Here is a 17,735-nt window from a genome sequence, read left to right on the forward strand (position 1 = left end):
GTGCTTCTGAGCACGCACGACGGCGCCGCACCCCCGCGCGGGGGTGCGGCGCCGTCGTGCGTGCGATCAGTCCTGGACCGGCACGGGCTCCACGTGCCAGATGCGGTCGAGGTAGTCGCGCATGGACCGGTCCGAGGAGAAGAAGCCGCTGCGGGCCACGTTGAGCACCGCCGCGCGGCTCCAGGCGTCCGCGTCGCCGTAGGCGGTGTCGACGCGCTCCTGGGCGTCCATGTAGGACTGGTAGTCCGCGAGCACCATGAAGCGGTCCTCGTACAGCAGGTTCGAGACGATCGGCTCGAAGACGCTGCGGTCCCCGCCCGAGAACTCGCCGGCGGCGATGAGGTCGAGGGCCCGGCGCAGCACCGGGTTCTGCTCGTAGTACGCGGCCGGGCGGTAGCCGGCCTCCTGGATCGCACTCGCCTCCGGCTCGGTCAGGCCGAACAGGAAGAAGTTGTCGTCCCCGACGAGCTGGCGGATCTCGACGTTCGCGCCGTCGTCCGTGCCGACCGTGAGGGCACCGTTGAGCGCGAACTTCATGTTGCCGGTGCCTGACGCCTCCTTGCCCGCAAGCGAGATCTGCTCCGACAGGTCGGCGGCGGGGATGAGCGTCTCGGCCACCGTCACGTTGTAGTTGGCCGGGAACGCCACCCGCAACGCCTGCGACACGACCGGGTCCCCGTTGACGCGGGCCCCGACGTGGTTGATGAGCGCGATGATCTCCTTGGCCATCTTGTAGCCGGGTGCGGCCTTGGCCCCGAAGACGACGGTGCGGTGCACCGCCGTGGCCGGGTCGAGCTCGCCCGTGCGCAACCGGTCGTACGTCGTCACGACGTGCAGCACCTTCAGGAGCTGGCGCTTGTACTCGTGCAGGCGCTTGACCATGACGTCGAGCATGGTGTCCGGGTCGATCGCGATGCCGTCACGCGCGGCGAGCAGGTCGACCAGGCGGTGCTTGTTGGCCTGCTTGACCTCACGGAACCGGGCCCGGAACTGCGCGTCGTCGGCCAGCGGCTCGAGCTCGCGCAGGCGCTCCAGGTCGGTGACCCAGCCGTCGCCGATGGCCTCGGTGATGAGGCTCGACAGGCCCGGGTTGGCCAGGCGCACGAACCGGCGCGGGGTCACGCCGTTGGTCACGTTCGTGAACTTCTCGGGCCAGAGCTCGGCGAAGTCGGTCAGCACCTTCTCGCGCAGGAGCTGGCTGTGCAGCTCGGCGACGCCGTTGATCTTCGACGTGCCCACGCTCGCGAGGAACGCCATGCGCACGGCCCGCTCGGGGTGCTCGGCGATGATCGACATGCGCCGGACGAGCATCTCGTCGTTGCCGAACCGCTCGCGCACCGAGGCGAGGAACTCGTCGTTGATGCGGTAGATGATCTCCATGTGCCGCGGCAGCAGCCGCGCCATGAGCTCGACCGGCCACACCTCGAGCGCCTCGGGCAGCAGCGTGTGGCAGGTGTAGGCGAAGCACTGGCGGGTGATCCCCCATGCCTCGTCCCAGGTCAGCCCCTTGAGGTCGATCAGGATGCGCATGAGCTCGGGGATCGCGATCACCGGGTGGGTGTCGTTGAGCTGGAAGGTGATGCGCTCGGGCAGGCGGTGCAGGTCGAACCCGTCCTCGAGGAATCGCTCGACGAAGTCGTGCAGCGACGCCGCGACGAAGAAGTACTGCTGCTGCAGGCGCAGCTCCTTGCCCTGCGGCGTCGAGTCCTCGGGGTAGAGGACCTTGGTGATGTTCTCGGCGAACGTCTGCGCGCGCACGGCCTCGGCGTAGTCGCCGTAGTTGAAGATCTTCAGGTCGAACGCGTGGGTGGCGCGCGCGCTCCACAGGCGCAGCGTGTTGACGCGGCCGTTGAGGTAGCCGGGCACCATGTAGTTGTAGGGGATGGCGAGCACGGACCAGCCGGGAACCCAGGTGGTGCGCTCGACGCCGTCGACCGTCGCCGTCTCGGTGTGGCCACCGAAAGCGATCTCGACCTCCTGCTCGGGCGGGCGATCTCCCACGGCGAGCCGTTGTCGAGCCACGAGTCCGGCTCCTCGACCTGGCGGCCGTCGACGAACGTCTGACGGAAGATGCCGTACTCGTAGCGGATGCCGTAGCCGATGGCGGGGATGTTCATGGTCGCGAGCGAGTCGATGAAGCAGGCGGCGAGACGGCCGAGGCCGCCGTTGCCGAGGCCCGGCTCGACCTCCGCGGCGCGCAGCTCGTCGAGCGAGAGGCCCAGGCTGGCCAGCGCCTCCGCCGCCACGGCCTCCAGGCCCGAGGCGATGAGCGCGTTGTCGAGCTGGCGGCCGAGCAGGTACTCGGCGGAGAGGTAGGCGACGCCGCGACCGGGCTGGTGGTACTGGTGGGTCACCGTGCGGTTCCAGCGCGACATGAGGTAGGCGCGGGCGGTGCGGGCGAGAGCCAGGTACTTGTCGTTGAGCGAGGCACGCTCGAGCGTCGTTCCCTGCGTGTACGTCAGCTCCCGCAGGTACTGCCGCACGAAGCCCTCGACGGTGTGCTCCGGGCTGGCGATGGGGGGTGTCGTGTCGGTCACGCCACGACAGTACAAGCGAGCGGGCGGGAAGGCAGCGGGGAAGTCGCATTCCGCGTCGATGACCTGCGCAGGCCCGCGCCCGGGCGCTCAGCGCGCCGCCGGCTGCGGCCCCTCCGGGACGCCGACGACGGCGCGCGCCCGCGAGCGACCGCCGGAATCCTTGGTGACCACGTAGGAGGCGTCCACGTGCGGTTCGAGCGCCGAGACCTTGTCGTTGGGCGCGCCGACCACGAGCTGGAACCCGAGCCCGCGCCAGGCGCCCACGGCGCGACCCGAGAACTGGGCGTCGGCCTTGATGAGCGCCTCGTCGAGAAACACGGGGGCGTAGCGCGGGCGGTCGGCGCCGGCGTCGCCGAGCTGGTAGCGCAGCGCGGCCCCGACGATGAACGCGACCAGCTCCTGCGACTCACCGCCCGACTTCTCGCCGATGTGGTCGTAGAGCGCGACGTGGGCGCCGTCGAGGTCGACCTTCTCGGCCGACAGGCGCACGTGGCGGCGCACGTCGACCAGGTCGGCCCGGTCGGGCGCGCCGGGCCGCAGCCGGTCGATGAGGCGGGCCATGCGCGCATACCGGGCCTCGCGCTCGGCCTCGGTGGCCTGCGCGGACACCAGCTCGCGCACCTCGCGCAGCTCCTTGCGGAACCGGGTGACGAGCGCCGACTGGACGGGGCGTGCGTCGATGCGCAGACGGTGGTCGTCGTCGGCGAACGGCAGCCCGGACAGGATCCGGTTGACCGGGTCGATGCGCTCGGTGATCTCGCGCAGCGAGCGCGCGACGGTGCGTTCGAGGTCCGTGAGGTCGTCGCCCGACATGCGCAGCAGGCTGCGCCGCCAGTCGGCCTCGAGCTCGTGCAGCCGGTCGGTCTCGAGCGTCGTCAGCACGCGCTCGTAGTCGGCGTACGAGGCGTCGGGGTCGGTGCCCAGGTTCGGGTCCTCCCACTGCCGGGTGAACGCCTCGAACAGCGTGCGCAGCGCCTCGCGTCCGGTCTCGACGGCGGTCGCCGCCGTCTCGCGGTCGTGCCGCAGCCGTTCGGCGGCGCGCGCCACGACGGCGTCGAACGCGGCGAGCGCGGCCTGCGGGTCGTCGCCGCCGTCGCCCGGGGCGGTCGCGTCGGCGAGCACCTCGTCGAGGTAGGAGCGCTGCCGCGCGGTGAGGGTGTCGCCGCGGTCGGCCGCGTCGTCGAGCACGCGCTGGGCGGCGTCGACGTCGTCGCTGACCCGTTCCCAGCGTGCCTGGAGCTCGGCCGACCTGCCCTTGGCGAGGCCCAGGTCCTGGGTGAGCGCGTCGACGCGCGCGTCCAGCTCGGCGGCGCGCGCCCGCAGGTCGTCGAGCTCGGGGCTCTCGGCGCGCGCCTGGGCGATGACGTCACGCCAGCGCGCGCAGGCGGCCTGCGCGGCAGCGACGTCGACGCCGTCCCAGCTCAGTTCCGTGACCACGCGCGCGGCCGCGGCCTGGTCCTCGACGGCGTCCAGGCGCAGCGCGGCACCGCGCAGCGCCTCGGCGGCGGCGCGCAGCTCGGCGCCGGCCGACTCGATCGCCCGGTCGAGGTCGGCCAGGCGGCGGGTGTTGGTGAAGCCCAGCACGTTGGCGTGCCCCTGGCCGCCGTGCGCGCCGCGCGAGCCCTCGGAGGTCTGCCCGGTGCGCGTCAGCGCCTTGGGGTGCCGGGCCAGGTCGGCGGGCGAGTCGACGCACGTGAACGCGAAGCGCTCGGCGAGGCGCTCGCGCAACCAGCCCTCGAACGGGCCGCGCGCGTGCTCGACCCGCCCGGGCAGGGTCGCCGGGTCGGGGCGGGACTGGCTGACGACCCCGGTCGGCACGCCCTCGAAGCGCAGGCGCACGGCCGACGGGACGGCGTCGATCGCCGCCCGGAACCGGTCGAGGTGCGCGACGTCGAGCAGCAGCGTCGTCGCGAACCCGCCCAGGGCCAGGTTGAACGCCTCACGCCACGGCTCGTGCTCGGTGCGCACCTCCAGCAGCTCGGCGACGAACGGCAGCTCGGCGACGTCGAGCCCGGCCGCGTGCGCGAGTGCGACACGCGCCCGGTGCAGCACCTCGGGAACGTTGCCGTGCCGGGCCGCGAACGCCGTGCGCTCGGTCGTGAGCTCGGCCAGGGCACGCTCGGCGGCGATCTGGGCGTCGCGCGCCCGGTCGCGCGACTCGAATGCCGCGTGCCGGTCCTGGGAGTCGGCGAGCCGCGCCGTGGCGGCCGCGGCGAGCCGCACGAAGTCGGCCTTGCTCGTGACGGTCGCGCCCAGCACGTCGAGCGCGGCGTCGAGGCGCCCGCGGTGTCGCTGCACCTCGGCGAGCGCCGCCTCGGCACGCGACAGCTCGCCCTCCGCCTGGTGCAGCCGTTCGCCGCCCGAGGCCCACAGCTGGGTGCGGATCGCGTCGAGCTCGGCCTTGCACGCCTTGACGACGGCGTCGAGCTCGCGCACGCGGTCCCCGGCCTGCTGCGCCTGCCGGCGCACGTCGTCCTCGAGCGCGCGCAGCAGGCCCGCACGCCGTTCGGCACGCCACAGGCCGACCGGCGACCCGTCGTCGTCGGTGCGCCCGACGCCGTCGACGACGGCGAGCCGCTCGCGGGCCGCGTCGATGCTCGCGCGGTGGCCGCGGACCGGGGACAGGACGCGCACCTGCTGCTGCGCGGTGAGCATCCGCGCGCGCGTGCCGGAGAGCTCGTCGAAGTGCTCGACGACGTCGTCGGCCCGGGCCAGCGTCTCGGGCTCCTCGAGGACCATCGACTTGTAGAGCGCGTCGACTGTGGTGATCTGCTGGCCCGCCTGGATGCGCGCGAGCAGGCCGACGGCCTTCTCGCCGCCGCCCGCGGCGCCGATGCCGAGCGTCGAGTACAGGCGCGCCGCGAACTCGCGGTCGGTGTCGAAGCAGGTCAGGCCGAGGGCCACGAGGGCCGGGCGGGCGAAGCGCTGCTCGGCCGCGGGCGCCAGGTCACGCAGGTCGAGCGGCCCGGCGACCGTGGCGCGCACGGGGGTCAGCGCGTCCATGGTGGTGGCCCCGGCGGGGACGTACCAGGCGCGCACGGCCGTCAGCTCGGCGCCCGACTGGTCGGCCCACGTCATGGCGATGGCCGTCCAGGTGTCGCGTCCGTCGCCGCGCAGCACCCGTTCGCGCGTGCCGTCGGCGGTGCGCGACTCGTCGAGCTTGCCGCGCGCGTACGAGATGACGTTGCGCTGGTCCTTGCCGCGCGGGCGCCCGACGACGCCCCCGTTGGACGCGCCGTTGAACGGCGTCGTGTGGGGCATGAGCAGCGCGATGTAGGCGTCCATGAGGGTGGACTTGCCCGAGCCGGAGCCGCCCGCGAGCAGCGTGGCGGTGGAGGCCAGCCGCACGCGGTGGGAACCGTCGTAGCCGCCCCAGTTGACCACCTGAAGGTCCCGGGCGACCCACTGCTGGCCCGTCGAGGCCGCCGGGATGAGCCCGAAGAGGGTGTCGACCATCGTCATTCGTCGTCCTCCTCGTCGGAGTCGGTCTCGTCGGAGTCGGTGTCGTCGGAGTCGGTCTCGTCGGAGTCGGTCTCGGCCGCGTCGTCCAGGACAGCGGCGAAGCCGGCGTCGGAGCCGACGGCGTGGGCCGCGGCCTCGGGAGCCGGGCGTCCCCCGGCGCGCAGCCACGCGGCGAGCTCGGCCAGCCGGTCGACGGGCAGCACCACCTCGACCAGGGCGGTGACGCGGAACCGCCCCGGCGCCTCCTCGACGAGGAACCCCTCGGTCACGAGCTTGGCGATGGCCGCGCGCACCTCGCGCTGGCGCAGCGCGACGTTCGTCTCGGCCGGGTCGAGGTAGGTGAACACCCACTGCTCGAGCTCCTCGGCGTCGACGCGTGCGGCGACCTCGCCCGCCCGGCTCTCCTGCTGGTGCAGCGTGCGCAGCTGCACCAGCAGCACCGTCTCGACGCGCGTGTACGACTCGTCGCGCAGCAGGATCGGGATGTCGACCTCGCCCGAGCGCACCTGCCGCTTGTAGGCGATGCCGCGGTCGCGGTCCACGACGAGCGTCACGAACAGGTCGTGCAGCCGCGACTCGATGACCGTCTGGTGCGCCAGGAGCGCCTGCCAGCGCTCCGGCGTGCGCTCGGCCGACAGGTAGCGGCGGCGCAGCAGGTCCACGAGCACCACGCGGGCGGCCGGATCGAGCGTGCCGGTGTCACCGGCGAACAGCTCGGCGGGGTCGGCCTCCATCGCGACGGGCGCGATGAACCCGCCGGGCTCCACGCCCGGGTCCCCGACGGGCGCGCCCTCGACGGGCACGTCCTCGACGTCGCTCATACGTCCCCCTCCGGGCCGGCGGTGCTGGTGCGGTCGGGGCGTGGCGCGAGCGCGACCCCCTCGAAGGCGAGACGACGGCGCGTGCCGTCGGGTCGCACGGTGTCGACGACGGCGACGGCGTCGCGGTCGACGAGCCCGTGCCGGGCGCCGAGCTCGAGCAGCCCGACGAGGTCGACCGGGCGGCGCGTCGCCGCGTCCGCACCGGCGAACAGGTCGGCCAGGTCGGCGGGCCCGCCGTCGGCGGCCCGCGCGAGCAGCGCGGCGAGCTCGTCGTAGTGCGGCCCGCCCCACGCCTGCGCGTGCTCGAGCGACGGCTCGGTCCCGTCGTCGTCCCACGGGGCGAGCGGCGCGGGCCCGTCCGCGGGGCGCAGGTCGGCGAGCGTCGCGCGCAGGCGTCCCACGCTCGCGCGCGGCAGGCGGCGCAGCGGGTCGACGGGCTGGGCGCGCCGCGTCGTCGGCATCCACGCACCGAGCCCGGAGATGACCTCGCGCAGCAGGTCGTCGACCTGGCGGTCGCGCAGCGGGTCGTGGTGGCGCACCTGTGCCGCGATGACGCGTGACGCCTGACGCTGCGCGGTCAGCACGTCCTCGAACCCCTGCTCGATGCGCTGGGTGATCGCGCGCAGCTCGGCACGCTGCTGCTCGGGCAGGCGCGCCGCGAACGGGTGGCGTAGCACGACGTCGAGGGCGTCGGCCAGCTCGTCGAGACGCTGCGGATCCCCCAGCAGCCGCGTGGCGCCGGCGAACGCCCGGCCCTCGGCCGTGGCGTCCATGAGGTGCTCGGCGCGGTCGAGGTAGTCGCGCAGCACCTCGCCGGTCGGCCGCTCGTCCTGGCGCAGCGCGGTGACCGTCTCGCGCTGGATCGAGCGGATCGACTCGGCGACGCGTGCGAAGTCGGCCGGCAGCTCGCGCACCAGCATGAGCACGTTCTCGGCCGCCTCGAGCAGGTGCTCCTCGCCGACCGGGTCGACGGTGCCGTCGCGTTCGAGCCGTGCGCGCTCGGTCTCGCGCTGCGCGATCTCCCGGGTGAGCCGGGCGATGCGCGCGGCCGCGTCCGGGTTCGCGTCGTCGGCCAGCCGTTCGACGGCCTCCAGCAGCGTGAGCACGCGTGAACGCGTCACGCGCGAACGTCCACCGCCTGCGCGGCCCGTGATCTCCAGGGCGCCGACGGCGTGCGCCGACAGCCGGTACCTCTCGGTCCCGTCCTCGTCGGCCTGGCGCACGAGCCAGCCCGCCTCGACCCAGGTGCGGCACAGCTCGCGCGCCGGGCGCTCCGGCAGGTCGTCGTACCCGGCCGCGCGCAGCTGAAGGACGGCGTCGGCGATCTCGGTGTGCGCGTCGGCGACGCGCACGATCGTCCGGTCGGGCTGGAACACGCTCGACAGCAGCGCGACGACCAGCGGTGCGTCACGCTTGTGCAGCAACGCGAGCATGGGGCTGCGGAAGCCCCGCAGCGCGCCCGCGTAGGCGCTCTCGATCCTGTTCATCACGGGGGCGCGGGCCCTCAGACGACGACGTTGACCAGCTTGGGCGCGCGCACCACGACCTTGCGCACGGGCTTGCCACCGATCGCCTTGACCACGTTCGGCTCGGCCAGCGCCGCGGCCTCCAGGTCGGCCTCGCCGATCGACGGCGGCACCTCGATGCGACCGCGCACCTTGCCCTGCACCTGGATCACGCACGTCACGGTGTCCTCGACCAGGTACTGCGGGTCGGCGACGGGGTACGGCTCGTACGTGATCGACTCGGCGTGGCCCAGGCGCTCCCACAGCTCCTCCGCCAGGTGCGGGGCGAGCGGCGCGACCATCTGCACCAGCGGCTCGACGGCGGCGCGCGGCACCGCGTCGAGCCCGGTCAGGTGGTTGTTGAGCGTGATGAGCTTGGCGATCGCCGTGTTGGGGCGCATGCCCTCCATCTCCGCCGTGACGTCGGCGATGGTGCGGTGCACGGCCCGCAGCGTCTCGACCGAGGGCTCGGCGTCGACGACGGTGACCTCGCCCGTCTCCTCGGACACCACGTTGCGCCACAGCCGCTGCAGGAACCGCTGCGAGCCGACGACGTCGCGCGTGTTCCAGGGGCGCGACAGGTCCAGCGGGCCCATCGACATCTCATAGACGCGGAAGGTGTCGGCGCCGTACGCCTCGTACATCTCGTCGGGCGTGACGACGTTCTTCAGGGACTTGCCCATCTTCCCGTACTCGCGGGTCACCGGCTGGCCCTGCCACGTGTACCCGGTCTGCTCGTCGCCCTCGACCTCGGCCGCCGGGACCGGGAACCCCTGGGCGTCGCGGTAGGCGTACGCCTGGATGTAGCCCTGGTTGAACAGCGTGCCGAACGGCTCGATCGCGCTCACGAAGCCCAGGTCGTACAGCACCTTGTGCCAGAACCGCGCGTACAGCAGGTGCAGCACCGCGTGCTCGACGCCGCCCACGTACAGGTCGACGCCGCCGGCCGGGCCCGACGTCGGGTTGTGGCGCGGCCCCAGCCAGTACTCGTCGAGCGCGCGGTCGACGGCCGCACCGGACTCGGTCGGGTCCAGGTAGCGCAGGTAGTACCAGCACGACCCGGCCCAGTTGGGCATGGTGTTGGTGTCGCGGCGGTACCGGCGGGGCCCGTCGCCCAGGTCGAGGGTCACCTCGACCCACTCGGCGTTGCGGCCCAGCGGGGCCTCGGGCACCGAGTCCCTGTCCTCCGGGTCGAAGGTGCGTGGCGCGTAGTCGGGCACGTCCGGCAGGTCGACGGGCAGCAGCGACTCGGGCAGCGCGACGGGGCGGTCCTGCTCGTCCCACACGATCGGGAACGGCTCGCCCCAGTAGCGCTGCCGGCTGAACAGCCAGTCGCGCAGCCGGTACGTCGTCGTGCCCTCGCCGACGCCGTGCTCCTCGAGCCACGTGATCGCGCGGGCCTTGGCCTCGGCGACGCCCAGCCCGTTGAGCACCAGGTCCGCGGCGGGGATGTCCCCGGCGTCGGGCGCGGGGCTGTTGATCGCGACGCCGTCGCCCGTCCACGCCCCGTCCAGGTCGGCGGGCAGCCCGCCGTCGGGCGCCACGGTGTAGACGATCGGCAGGTCGAACGTCGTGGCGAACGCGTAGTCGCGCTCGTCGCCGCCCGGGACGGCCATGATCGCGCCCGTGCCGTAGCCCATGAGGACGTAGTCGGCGGTGAAGACCGGCACGTACGCGCCCGTGAGCGGGTTGACGGCCAGGTGGCCCGAGAAGACGCCGGTCTTCTTGCCGGCGTCGGCCTGCCGCTCGACGGCCGACTTCGTCGCGGCCTCGCGGCGGTAGGCGGCCACGGCCGCGACGGGCGACTCGTGCCCGCCGGTCCACGAGGAGCGCGTCCCGTCGGGCCAGGCCGCGGGCACCTCGTCGAGCAGCGGGTGCTCGGGGGCCACCACCATGAACGTCGCACCGAACAGCGTGTCGGGGCGGGTGGTGAACACCTCGATCGACTCGCCCGCGCCCGCGGCGTCGAGGTCGACGGTGCCGACGACGTCGAACCGCACGTTCGCGCCCGTGGAGCGGCCGATCCAGTTGCGCTGCATCGACTTGACCTTCTCGGGCCAGTCGATCAGCGCGAGGTCGTCGTTCAGGCGGTCGGCGTAGGCCGTGATCCGCATCTTCCACTGGCGCAGCGCCTTGGTGAACACCGGGAAGTTGCCGCGCTCCGAGCGGCCGTCCGCGGTGACCTCCTCGTTGGCCAGCACCGTGCCCAGTCCGGGCGCCCAGTTCACGGGCGACTCGTCGACGTAGGCCAGGCGCTGGGCGTCGACGACGTCGCGCTGCTGCGCCGTGGTCAGGTCGGCCCAGGCCGTGCCCGCGGGGTAGCCGGGGACGGGCCGCGTGCCCGCGGCCAGCTCCTCGCGCAGTTCCGCGATGCGACGGGCGCGGCCCGTGCCGCCGTCGGGGCGCGCGGCGTCGGCGTCGTACCAGGAGTCGAAGATCTGCAGGAAGATCCACTGCGTCCAGCGCACGTACCCCGGGTCGATCGTGGCGAACGAGCGGCGCGGGTCGTGGGCCAGACCGAGGCGGCGCAGCTGGCGCCGCATGGTGGCGATGTTCGCCTCGGTGGTCACGCGCGGGTGCTGGCCCGTCTGCACGGCGTACTGCTCGGCGGGCAGGCCGAACGCGTCGTAGCCCAGGGCGTGCAGCACGTTGTCGCCGCGCATGCGCCGGAAGCGCCCGACGACGTCGGTGGCGATGTACCCCAGCGGGTGGCCGACGTGCAGGCCGGCGCCCGACGGGTAGGGGAACATGTCCATGATGTAGTACGGGCTGCCCGACGCGGGAGCCCCGCCCGGGCCCGTGAGGTCGCCCCGCGGGTTCGCGGCGTGGAACGTGCCGCGCTCCTCCCAGCGGTCCTGCCAGCGCTGCTCGATCTCCTGCGCGAGCACCGGCGTGTAGCGGAAGGAAGTCTCGCGGGAGGACTCGGAAACCGGGGTGGCCTGGGCGGCGTCGGGCGTGCTCACGACTCGCCATCCTAGTGCGGCACCGCGCGCGGCCGCGGTCCGCTGTCCGGCGCACGACGCCGGCCGCGCGGCTCCCGGCTCCCTCCGGCCGGCGCGGGCGCCGCTCAGCGGCGGTCGAGCCAGTGCTCGGGCGCGGGCAGCAGTCCCTCCAGCTCCGCGAAGAGCGCGTCGGGCAGGTCGGCCGTCGCGGCGGCGACCGTGGGGGCGACGCGCGCGGCCGAGCTCATCCCGACGACGGTCGTCGCGAACCGGGGCTCGCGCGTCGAGAACCGGACGGCCGCGACGTCGAGCGTCGTGCCGTACCTGCGGCAGGTCGCGCGCATCGCCTCGATGGCCTCGAGCACGGGGGCGGGCGCCGGGCCGTACCCATACTTGCCCGGCACGCGCACCGGGTCGGTGAGCGCGCCGCCGCCCAGCACGGCCGCGTTGATGAGCGCGGCGCCGTCGGCCTGCGCCCGCGCGAGCAGGTCGCCGGCGCTGCGGTCGGCGAGGGTCCAGCGGTTGTGCACCAGCAGCAGTTCGAACACCCCCAGGTCCCAGTAGCGCGACGTCACGCGCGTGTCGCCGCCGGCCAGGCCGACGAACCCGACCTCACCGCGCTCGCGCGCGGCCACGAGCTGTTCGACGGCGCCGCCGGGGGCCGTCATGGCCGCGAAGTCGTGGAACTCCGGGTCGTGCAGGTGCACCACCGGCAGGGGCCGGATGCCGAGCCGCTCGGCCGACTCGGCGAGGGAGCGCCGCACGCGCTCCCCCGAGTAGTCGGAGCCCAGCGGGTCCACCTTGGTGATGACGAGCGTGTGCTCGGGCAGCGTGCCGTAGGCGCGCAGGGCCGCGCCGATGCGCCGTTCGCTCTCGCCCGCGCTGTACCCGTTCGACGTGTCGATGGTGCGGATGCCGGCGTCGAGCGCGGCGCCCACCAGGTCGATCGCGTCTCGCTCGGGCACGTCGTTGCCGAACAGCGCGGGCATCGACCCGAGGGGGCCGCCGCCGAGGGTCACGGGCGTCACCTTGAGGCCCGTCGAGCCGAGGTCGTTGAGCTGCCAGGGTGTGGTCATCGCGAGGACTCCTGTGCGTCGAGAGCGGGGCCGCCGTCGAGGGCGGTCAGGGCGTCCGCCACCTGGGCGGCGACGTCGTCGTGCCGGTGCGTCGCCGGCTGGCGCCCGAGCGCCAGCACGAGCGCCAGCCCCAGCGCGGTCAGCACGACGCCGGTCCACGCGGGCGCGAGGTAGCCCCAGCCGGCGGCGATGACGAGGCCGCCGAAGAACGCCCCGGACGCGTTGCCGACGTTGAGCGCCGAGTGGCACAGGGCGGCGCCGAGCGACTGCGCGCGCGGCGACAGGTCCATGAGCCGGGTCTGCATCGACAGGCCCAGCACCTGCGAGGTCACACCCAGCAGGAACAGCGCGGCGATCGCGGGCACCACCTGGTGGCCGACCAGCGCGAAGACCGCGAGCGCCGCACCCGTCGCGACGAACCCGCCCACGACGGTGCGCAGCACGTCGCGGTCGGCGAGCCGCCCGCCCAGCAGCGTGCCCACGGTCATGCCCACGCCGAACACGGCCAGCACCCAGGGCACGTGCCCGGGTGCGAGCCCGGCCGCTTTGGTCATGGTGGGCGCCACATAGGAGTAGACGGCGAACAGCCCGCCGAACCCGACGGCACCGGCAAGGAACCCGATCCACAGCGGCGCGTTGCGCAGCGAGCGCAGCTCCTGGGACACCGAGGAGTCGACCGGCCCGTCGTGCGGCACGAACGCGAGCACGCCCGCGAGCGTCGCCGCGCCGAGCACCCCGATGAGCAGGAAGGCGACACGCCAGCCGAGCTGCTGGCCCACGAAGGTCGACAGCGGCACGCCCACGACGTTGGCGACGGTCAGCCCGGTCATCATCATCGAGACGGCGTGCCCGCGGCGCCCCGGCCCGGCGACGGAGGCCCCGACGGCGGCCCCGACGCCGAAGAACGCGCCGTGCGGCAGCCCCGCGAGGAACCGCCCGGCCACCAGCAGGCCGATGCTGGGCGCGGCCGCGGAGACGAGGTTGGCGAGCGTGTACGCGCCCATGAGCACGAGCAGCAGGCGCTGGCGGCTCAGGCGCGCGGCCGCGACCGTGAGCAGCGGGGCGCCGACGACGACGCCGAGCGCGTACGCCGTGATCGCGTGGCCGACGACGGGGTCGCTGACGCCGAAGTCGTCGCCGATCTGGGGCAGCAGCCCCATGGTCGCGAACTCGGTGGTGCCGATGGTGAAGCCGCCGAGCGAGAGCGCGAACAGCGCCGCGCCGACACGCCGTACGCGAGGGCCGGAGGGGGCCGTGGGCTGGATCGTGGGCAAGCAGGTCTCCGCCCTGGGTTCCGGATCGATTCGCGCGGAGCCTACGCCCTCGTGACCCACACGCGCGACGCCGGCCGCGCGCCGATCTCGGCTCCCCGCTGCGCCCCGTCGCACGACCAGGTGAGCGCGAGCACGTCACGCCGCGGCAGCCGCGCCGTGACGGTCACGGGGACGTCGAGCGCGAAGCCGAGCCCCGCGAGGAACCGGAGGTCGGCCGGGTCGGCGTCCGAGATGCGCGCGATCACGCCCGACTCCCCCGCGTCGAGCACCGACAGCGGCACGGCGTCGGGCCGCACGACGCGCCCGTCGGGCGTGGGGATCGGGTCGCCGTGCGGGTCGCGCACCGGGTGGCCCAGCAGCGCGTCGAGGCGTTCCACGAGCCGGTCGGAGACGGCGTGCTCGAGGCGCTCGGCCTCGTCGTGGACCTCGTCCCAGGCGTAGCCGAGCTGCTGCACGAGCCACGTCTCGAGGATCCGGTGGCGGCGCACCATCACCAGGGCGTAGCCGCGCCCGCGGTCGGTCAGACCGACGCCGCGGTAGGGCTCGTGGACCAGCAGGCCCTGCTCGGACATGCGCTGCACGGCCTCGGACACGGTCGAGGGCCCGACGCCGAGCCGTTCGGCGAGGCGGCCCGTCGACGCCTTGGCCGGCTCGCCGTCCGGGACCCATTCGAGCAGCGACCAGACGGCCTTCAGGTAGTCCTGGGCGACGGGGGTCAGCTCAGCGGGGTCCACCCTGGGAGCCTACGGCTGCGGGGCGGACTCGGGGAGGCCGTCGGCCGGGTCGGGCGCCTGGCTCGTGCCGTCACCCTCCTCGGCGCCGCCGGGCTCGGTGCTCTCCGGCCCTGTGCCCTCCGACCCGGCGCCCTCCGACCCTGCGCCCTCGTCCTGCGGGTCCTGCGACTCCTCCGCGACCGGCCGCGGCCGCAGCGGGACGGTGCGCCACGGGCTGACGGTTGCCGTGGCGTCGGGGAACACCTCGACCAGCTTCCACTCGGTGAACCGCTTCTCCGCGGTGTCGAAGCGCAGCAGCGTCATCTCCGCGATCCCGTGCAAGGGACCGACGGTCGGCTGACCGGACTTCGCGCCCGCCGTCGAGGCGTTGACGTAGCGGATGCCCAGGCCCCGTGGCGCGGGGTCGTGCCGCAGGTGCGTGTGGCCCGACACCTGGAAGGGCACGCATCCGGAGTCGAGGGCGTCCTGCCCCACGGCAGGGGTGTGGATGAGCAGCAGGTCGACGTCGCCCGCGTCGCACGCCGTCTGCGCGAGCCGCTCACCCATCTCCGCCGCCGTCTCGCCGCGCGACGTCGTCCCGCCGCCCACCCGCGTCTCGTTCGGGTCGTGGTCGCCCAGGATCCGCACCCCGGCGACGTCGATGACGTCGCCGCTGAGCACCGTGATGCCGTTCGAGCGCTGCTCGGCGGCGATGATCGCCGAGTCGTGGTTGCCGTCCGAGACCACCATCGGCACGCCCTTGGGGCGGGCGGTGGCGAACGAGTCGACGCACACCCGCTCGACGGCCGTGCCGTTCATGGTGGTGTCGCCCGCGTCGAGGATGGCGTCGACGCCGGCACGCTCGGCGACGTCGCGGATCAGCGGGGTCATGCTCATGTTGCAGTGCAGGTCGGAGACCACGAGGAACGTCACCTGCCCGGCGTCGTCGGGGGCGTCGGCCGCGTCGTCGCCCCCGGTGCCGCGCGAGGGGGTGGCGTCGGGGCTGGGCGTGACGTCGGGCGTGACGTCGGGCGTGACGTCGGGCGTGACGTCGGGCGTGACGTCGGGGCTGCTCGACGGCGTCGGCGCCCCGTCGGCGTCGTCGAGCGGGGCGGTCCCGTCGTCCGGGGCCGCGCTCTCGCTCCCCTCGGGCCGGGGCGTGGCGTCCTCGGGCGGGAACGCGTCGTGGATGCCCGCCGTGCCCTGCGCGACGGCCAGCGCCGCAAGCCTCCGGTCGGCCTCGGCCTGCTCGTCCCACGCGACCTGGAGCGCTCCGCGCGCGTCGGCGTAGAACGCCTCGTTCTGGCGGTAGATCCCCACGAGCTGGGCGCCGTAGGTGTCGATGACGCCCGCGAGCCGGCCCGTCAGCCGCGCGCCCTCGAGCGCCGTCCCGGCGAAGACCGGGGACATCGGTGCCTCGCTGCGCGAACCCCGGGCGTCGGACGCCACGAGCCCGCCCACGAGCGCGACCACGACGGTGCCCGCGGTGATGGCCCACGTCCGCGGCGCGAGCGCCGCGGACAGCTCGCGGCGGCGCGCCTTGCCCACGAGGAACCACAGCCCGGCCGCTGCGAGCGCGACGACGACCAGGGCCACGGCCGTGCGCCGCACCGCGTCGAGCACGAGAGCGCGCACGACGGTCGACGCGGTGACCTGCGGGCTGCCGAAGAACTGCAGATAGGAGTCCAGGTCCCCGCTGAGCCCTTCGAGCGTGCGGGCCTGGCTGATCTCCGTGAGATCCGCCGGGATCTCCTTGATGGTCACGTCGATCCCGAGCGGCCCGGCGGGCGAGTCGAGCCGCAGGGTGCCCAGCGGGCCGAGGTCGGCCACGACCTCGCCGTCGGTCGTCACCTCGTAGCGGGCCTCGTGCGGGCCGAGCGACAGGTCGGCCGACGCCGTCGTGACGCCGAAGACGACGCTCACGAGCACGGCGGCGAGACCGGCGAGGGTCCAGCGAACCCAACGGGGTGGGGTGCGACGCGCAGCCTTGCTCACAGGGTCCACCTTGAACGACGACCCGCACCGACGCCAACACGGCCACACCCCGTGGCGCTGAGCCGGTCGAAGCGGGCGAAGATGGGTGGATGCGCGCGTTCCGGCTCGTGTCGCGCTGGCACCTGCCCGCCGACGTCGACACCGTGTGGGGCGAGCTCGCCGACCCCGCGTTCACCTGGCCCCGCTGGTGGCCCGGCCTCACGGCCGACGAGGTGAGCACGCCGGGCGGGCGCGTCGTCGACGGCTGGTCGAGTGCGCGGGTGCGCGTGCGCAGCCCGCTCGGCTGGACGCTGCGGTTCCTGCTCGTGCTGGTGTCGTCGGACCCGCCCGATCCCGGCCCGCCTCCCGCCGCGGGGCGGGCCCTCCTGCGCGCCACCGGCGACCTGTCCGGCACCGCCGACGTCGTCGTCGCCGCGGCACCCGGCGGCACCGAGGTCGCGCTCACGTGGGCCGTCGACCTCGCCCGCGACGACGTCGTCGGGCGGCTGCTGCGCACGCTGCCGCGCCCGGCCCTGGCCGCCACGCACGCCGCCGTCATGCGCGCGGGCGAGCGCGGGCTGACCACGCGGCTGACGGCCGGGGCCTGACCGGCTCACCCGCTGCGACGGGACCTGGCCTCCTCGACGCTCCGGCGCAGCGCCTCCATGAGGTCGATGACCTCGGCGCCCCCGCCCTCGGCGGCCGTGCCGAACGTCTCGGCGCTGCTGACCGACTCTCCGCGCTCGATCTTGGCCTCGATGAGCCGCCGCAGCTGCGCCTGGTACTCGTCCTCGAACTCCTGCGGCGCGAAGTCGCCCTCGAAGCTCGCCACGAGCTGACGCGACATCGCCAGCTCCTTGTCGGTGACGGCGACGTCCTCGGCGAGCGACGGGAACGCGGCCTGCCGCACCTCGTCCGACCACAGCAGGGTCTGCAGCACCAGCACGTCGCCGCGCACCCGCAGGGCCGCGAGCCGGGTCCGCTGGCGCAGCGCGAACTTCACGAGGGCGGTGCGGTCCGTCTCCTCAAGGGTGCGGCGCAGCAGCACGTACGCCTTGGTCGACGCGGAGTCCGGCTCCAGGTAGTAGGTGCGGTCGAGCAGGATCGGGTCGATCTGCGACGACGGCACGAACTCGACGACGTCGATCTCGCGGTCGCGTTCCGCGGGCAGGCCGGCCAGGTCGTCCTTCGAGAGCACCACGGTGTGCTCGCCGTCGTCGTAGGCGCGGTCGATGTGCTCGTAGGGCACCACGGCGCCGTCCAGCTCGCACACGCGCTGGTAGCGGATGCGACCGCCGTCGGCGTCGTGGACCTGGTGCAGCGGCACGTCGTGGTCCTCGGTGGCGCTGTAGACCTTGACCGGCACGTTGACGAGCCCGAACGTGACCGCGCCCTTCCAGATGGCCCGCATCGGTCCATCGTGACGCGGCT

Annotated in this window: 10 protein-coding genes and 1 pseudogene; 1 reads left to right on the forward strand and 10 read right to left on the reverse strand. The window is 74.1% G+C overall.

The window, feature by feature from the left end; translation table 11 throughout:
* Window positions 1-66 precede the first annotated feature (66 nt).
* From ET495_RS07295 to ET495_RS07335, 9 genes and pseudogenes are all read right to left on the reverse strand, one after another.
* Window positions 67-2,537, reverse strand: a pseudogene (locus ET495_RS07295) (glycogen/starch/alpha-glucan phosphorylase).
* Window positions 2,538-2,624: 87 nt separating this feature from the next.
* Complete coding sequence (locus ET495_RS07300; RefSeq protein WP_129203843.1) at window positions 2,625-5,999, reverse strand: ATP-binding protein; 3,375 nt, start codon at window positions 5,997-5,999, stop codon at window positions 2,625-2,627.
* On the reverse strand, window positions 5,996-6,820 hold the full coding sequence (locus tag ET495_RS07305; RefSeq protein ID WP_129203845.1) for a DUF4194 domain-containing protein: 825 nt from the start codon (window positions 6,818-6,820) through the stop codon (window positions 5,996-5,998). Before ET495_RS07305 ends, ET495_RS07300 begins: the two co-directional genes overlap by 4 nt.
* Window positions 6,817-8,307: a DUF3375 domain-containing protein gene (locus ET495_RS07310; protein WP_129203846.1), complete on the reverse strand. Its 1,491-nt coding sequence runs from the start codon at window positions 8,305-8,307 to the stop codon at window positions 6,817-6,819. The genes ET495_RS07305 and ET495_RS07310 overlap by 4 nt, the downstream gene beginning before the upstream one ends.
* A gap of 17 nt (window positions 8,308-8,324) precedes the next feature.
* Window positions 8,325-11,288 carry a leucine--tRNA ligase gene (gene leuS / locus ET495_RS07315; RefSeq protein WP_129203848.1) on the reverse strand — a complete coding sequence of 988 codons (2,964 nt, stop codon included), beginning with the start codon at window positions 11,286-11,288 and terminating at the stop codon, window positions 8,325-8,327.
* 104 nt (window positions 11,289-11,392) lie between these two features.
* Window positions 11,393-12,343: an aldo/keto reductase gene (locus tag ET495_RS07320; protein ID WP_129203850.1), complete on the reverse strand. Its 951-nt coding sequence runs from the start codon at window positions 12,341-12,343 to the stop codon at window positions 11,393-11,395.
* Window positions 12,340-13,617, reverse strand: a complete 1,278-nt coding sequence (locus ET495_RS07325) for an MFS transporter (protein WP_170220574.1) — start codon at window positions 13,615-13,617, stop codon at window positions 12,340-12,342. Before ET495_RS07325 ends, ET495_RS07320 begins: the two co-directional genes overlap by 4 nt.
* Before the next feature lie 41 nt (window positions 13,618-13,658).
* Entirely contained in the window at window positions 13,659-14,351 is a 693-nt protein-coding gene (locus ET495_RS07330; protein WP_129203852.1) for a metal-dependent transcriptional regulator, read from the reverse strand.
* Between the two features lie 9 nt (window positions 14,352-14,360).
* The gene (locus tag ET495_RS07335; protein ID WP_129203854.1) at window positions 14,361-16,325 is read right to left on the reverse strand and encodes a metallophosphoesterase family protein; all 1,965 of its coding nucleotides are present in this window, start codon (window positions 16,323-16,325) and stop codon (window positions 14,361-14,363) included.
* 89 nt (window positions 16,326-16,414) lie between these two features.
* On the opposite strand from ET495_RS07335, the gene ET495_RS07340 reads away from it, so the two are divergent.
* A complete protein-coding gene (locus tag ET495_RS07340; RefSeq protein ID WP_129203856.1) occupies window positions 16,415-16,912 on the forward strand; it encodes an SRPBCC family protein in 498 nt (165 codons plus the stop codon).
* A gap of 5 nt (window positions 16,913-16,917) precedes the next feature.
* Here ET495_RS07340 and ku read toward each other — a convergent pair whose 3' ends face one another.
* A complete protein-coding gene (ku, locus tag ET495_RS07345) occupies window positions 16,918-17,715 on the reverse strand; it encodes a non-homologous end joining protein Ku (RefSeq protein ID WP_129203858.1) in 798 nt (265 codons plus the stop codon).
* Window positions 17,716-17,735 lie beyond the last annotated feature (20 nt).

It is taken from the genome of Xylanimonas allomyrinae (assembly GCF_004135345.1).
GTDB lineage: Bacteria > Actinomycetota > Actinomycetes > Actinomycetales > Cellulomonadaceae > Xylanimonas > Xylanimonas allomyrinae.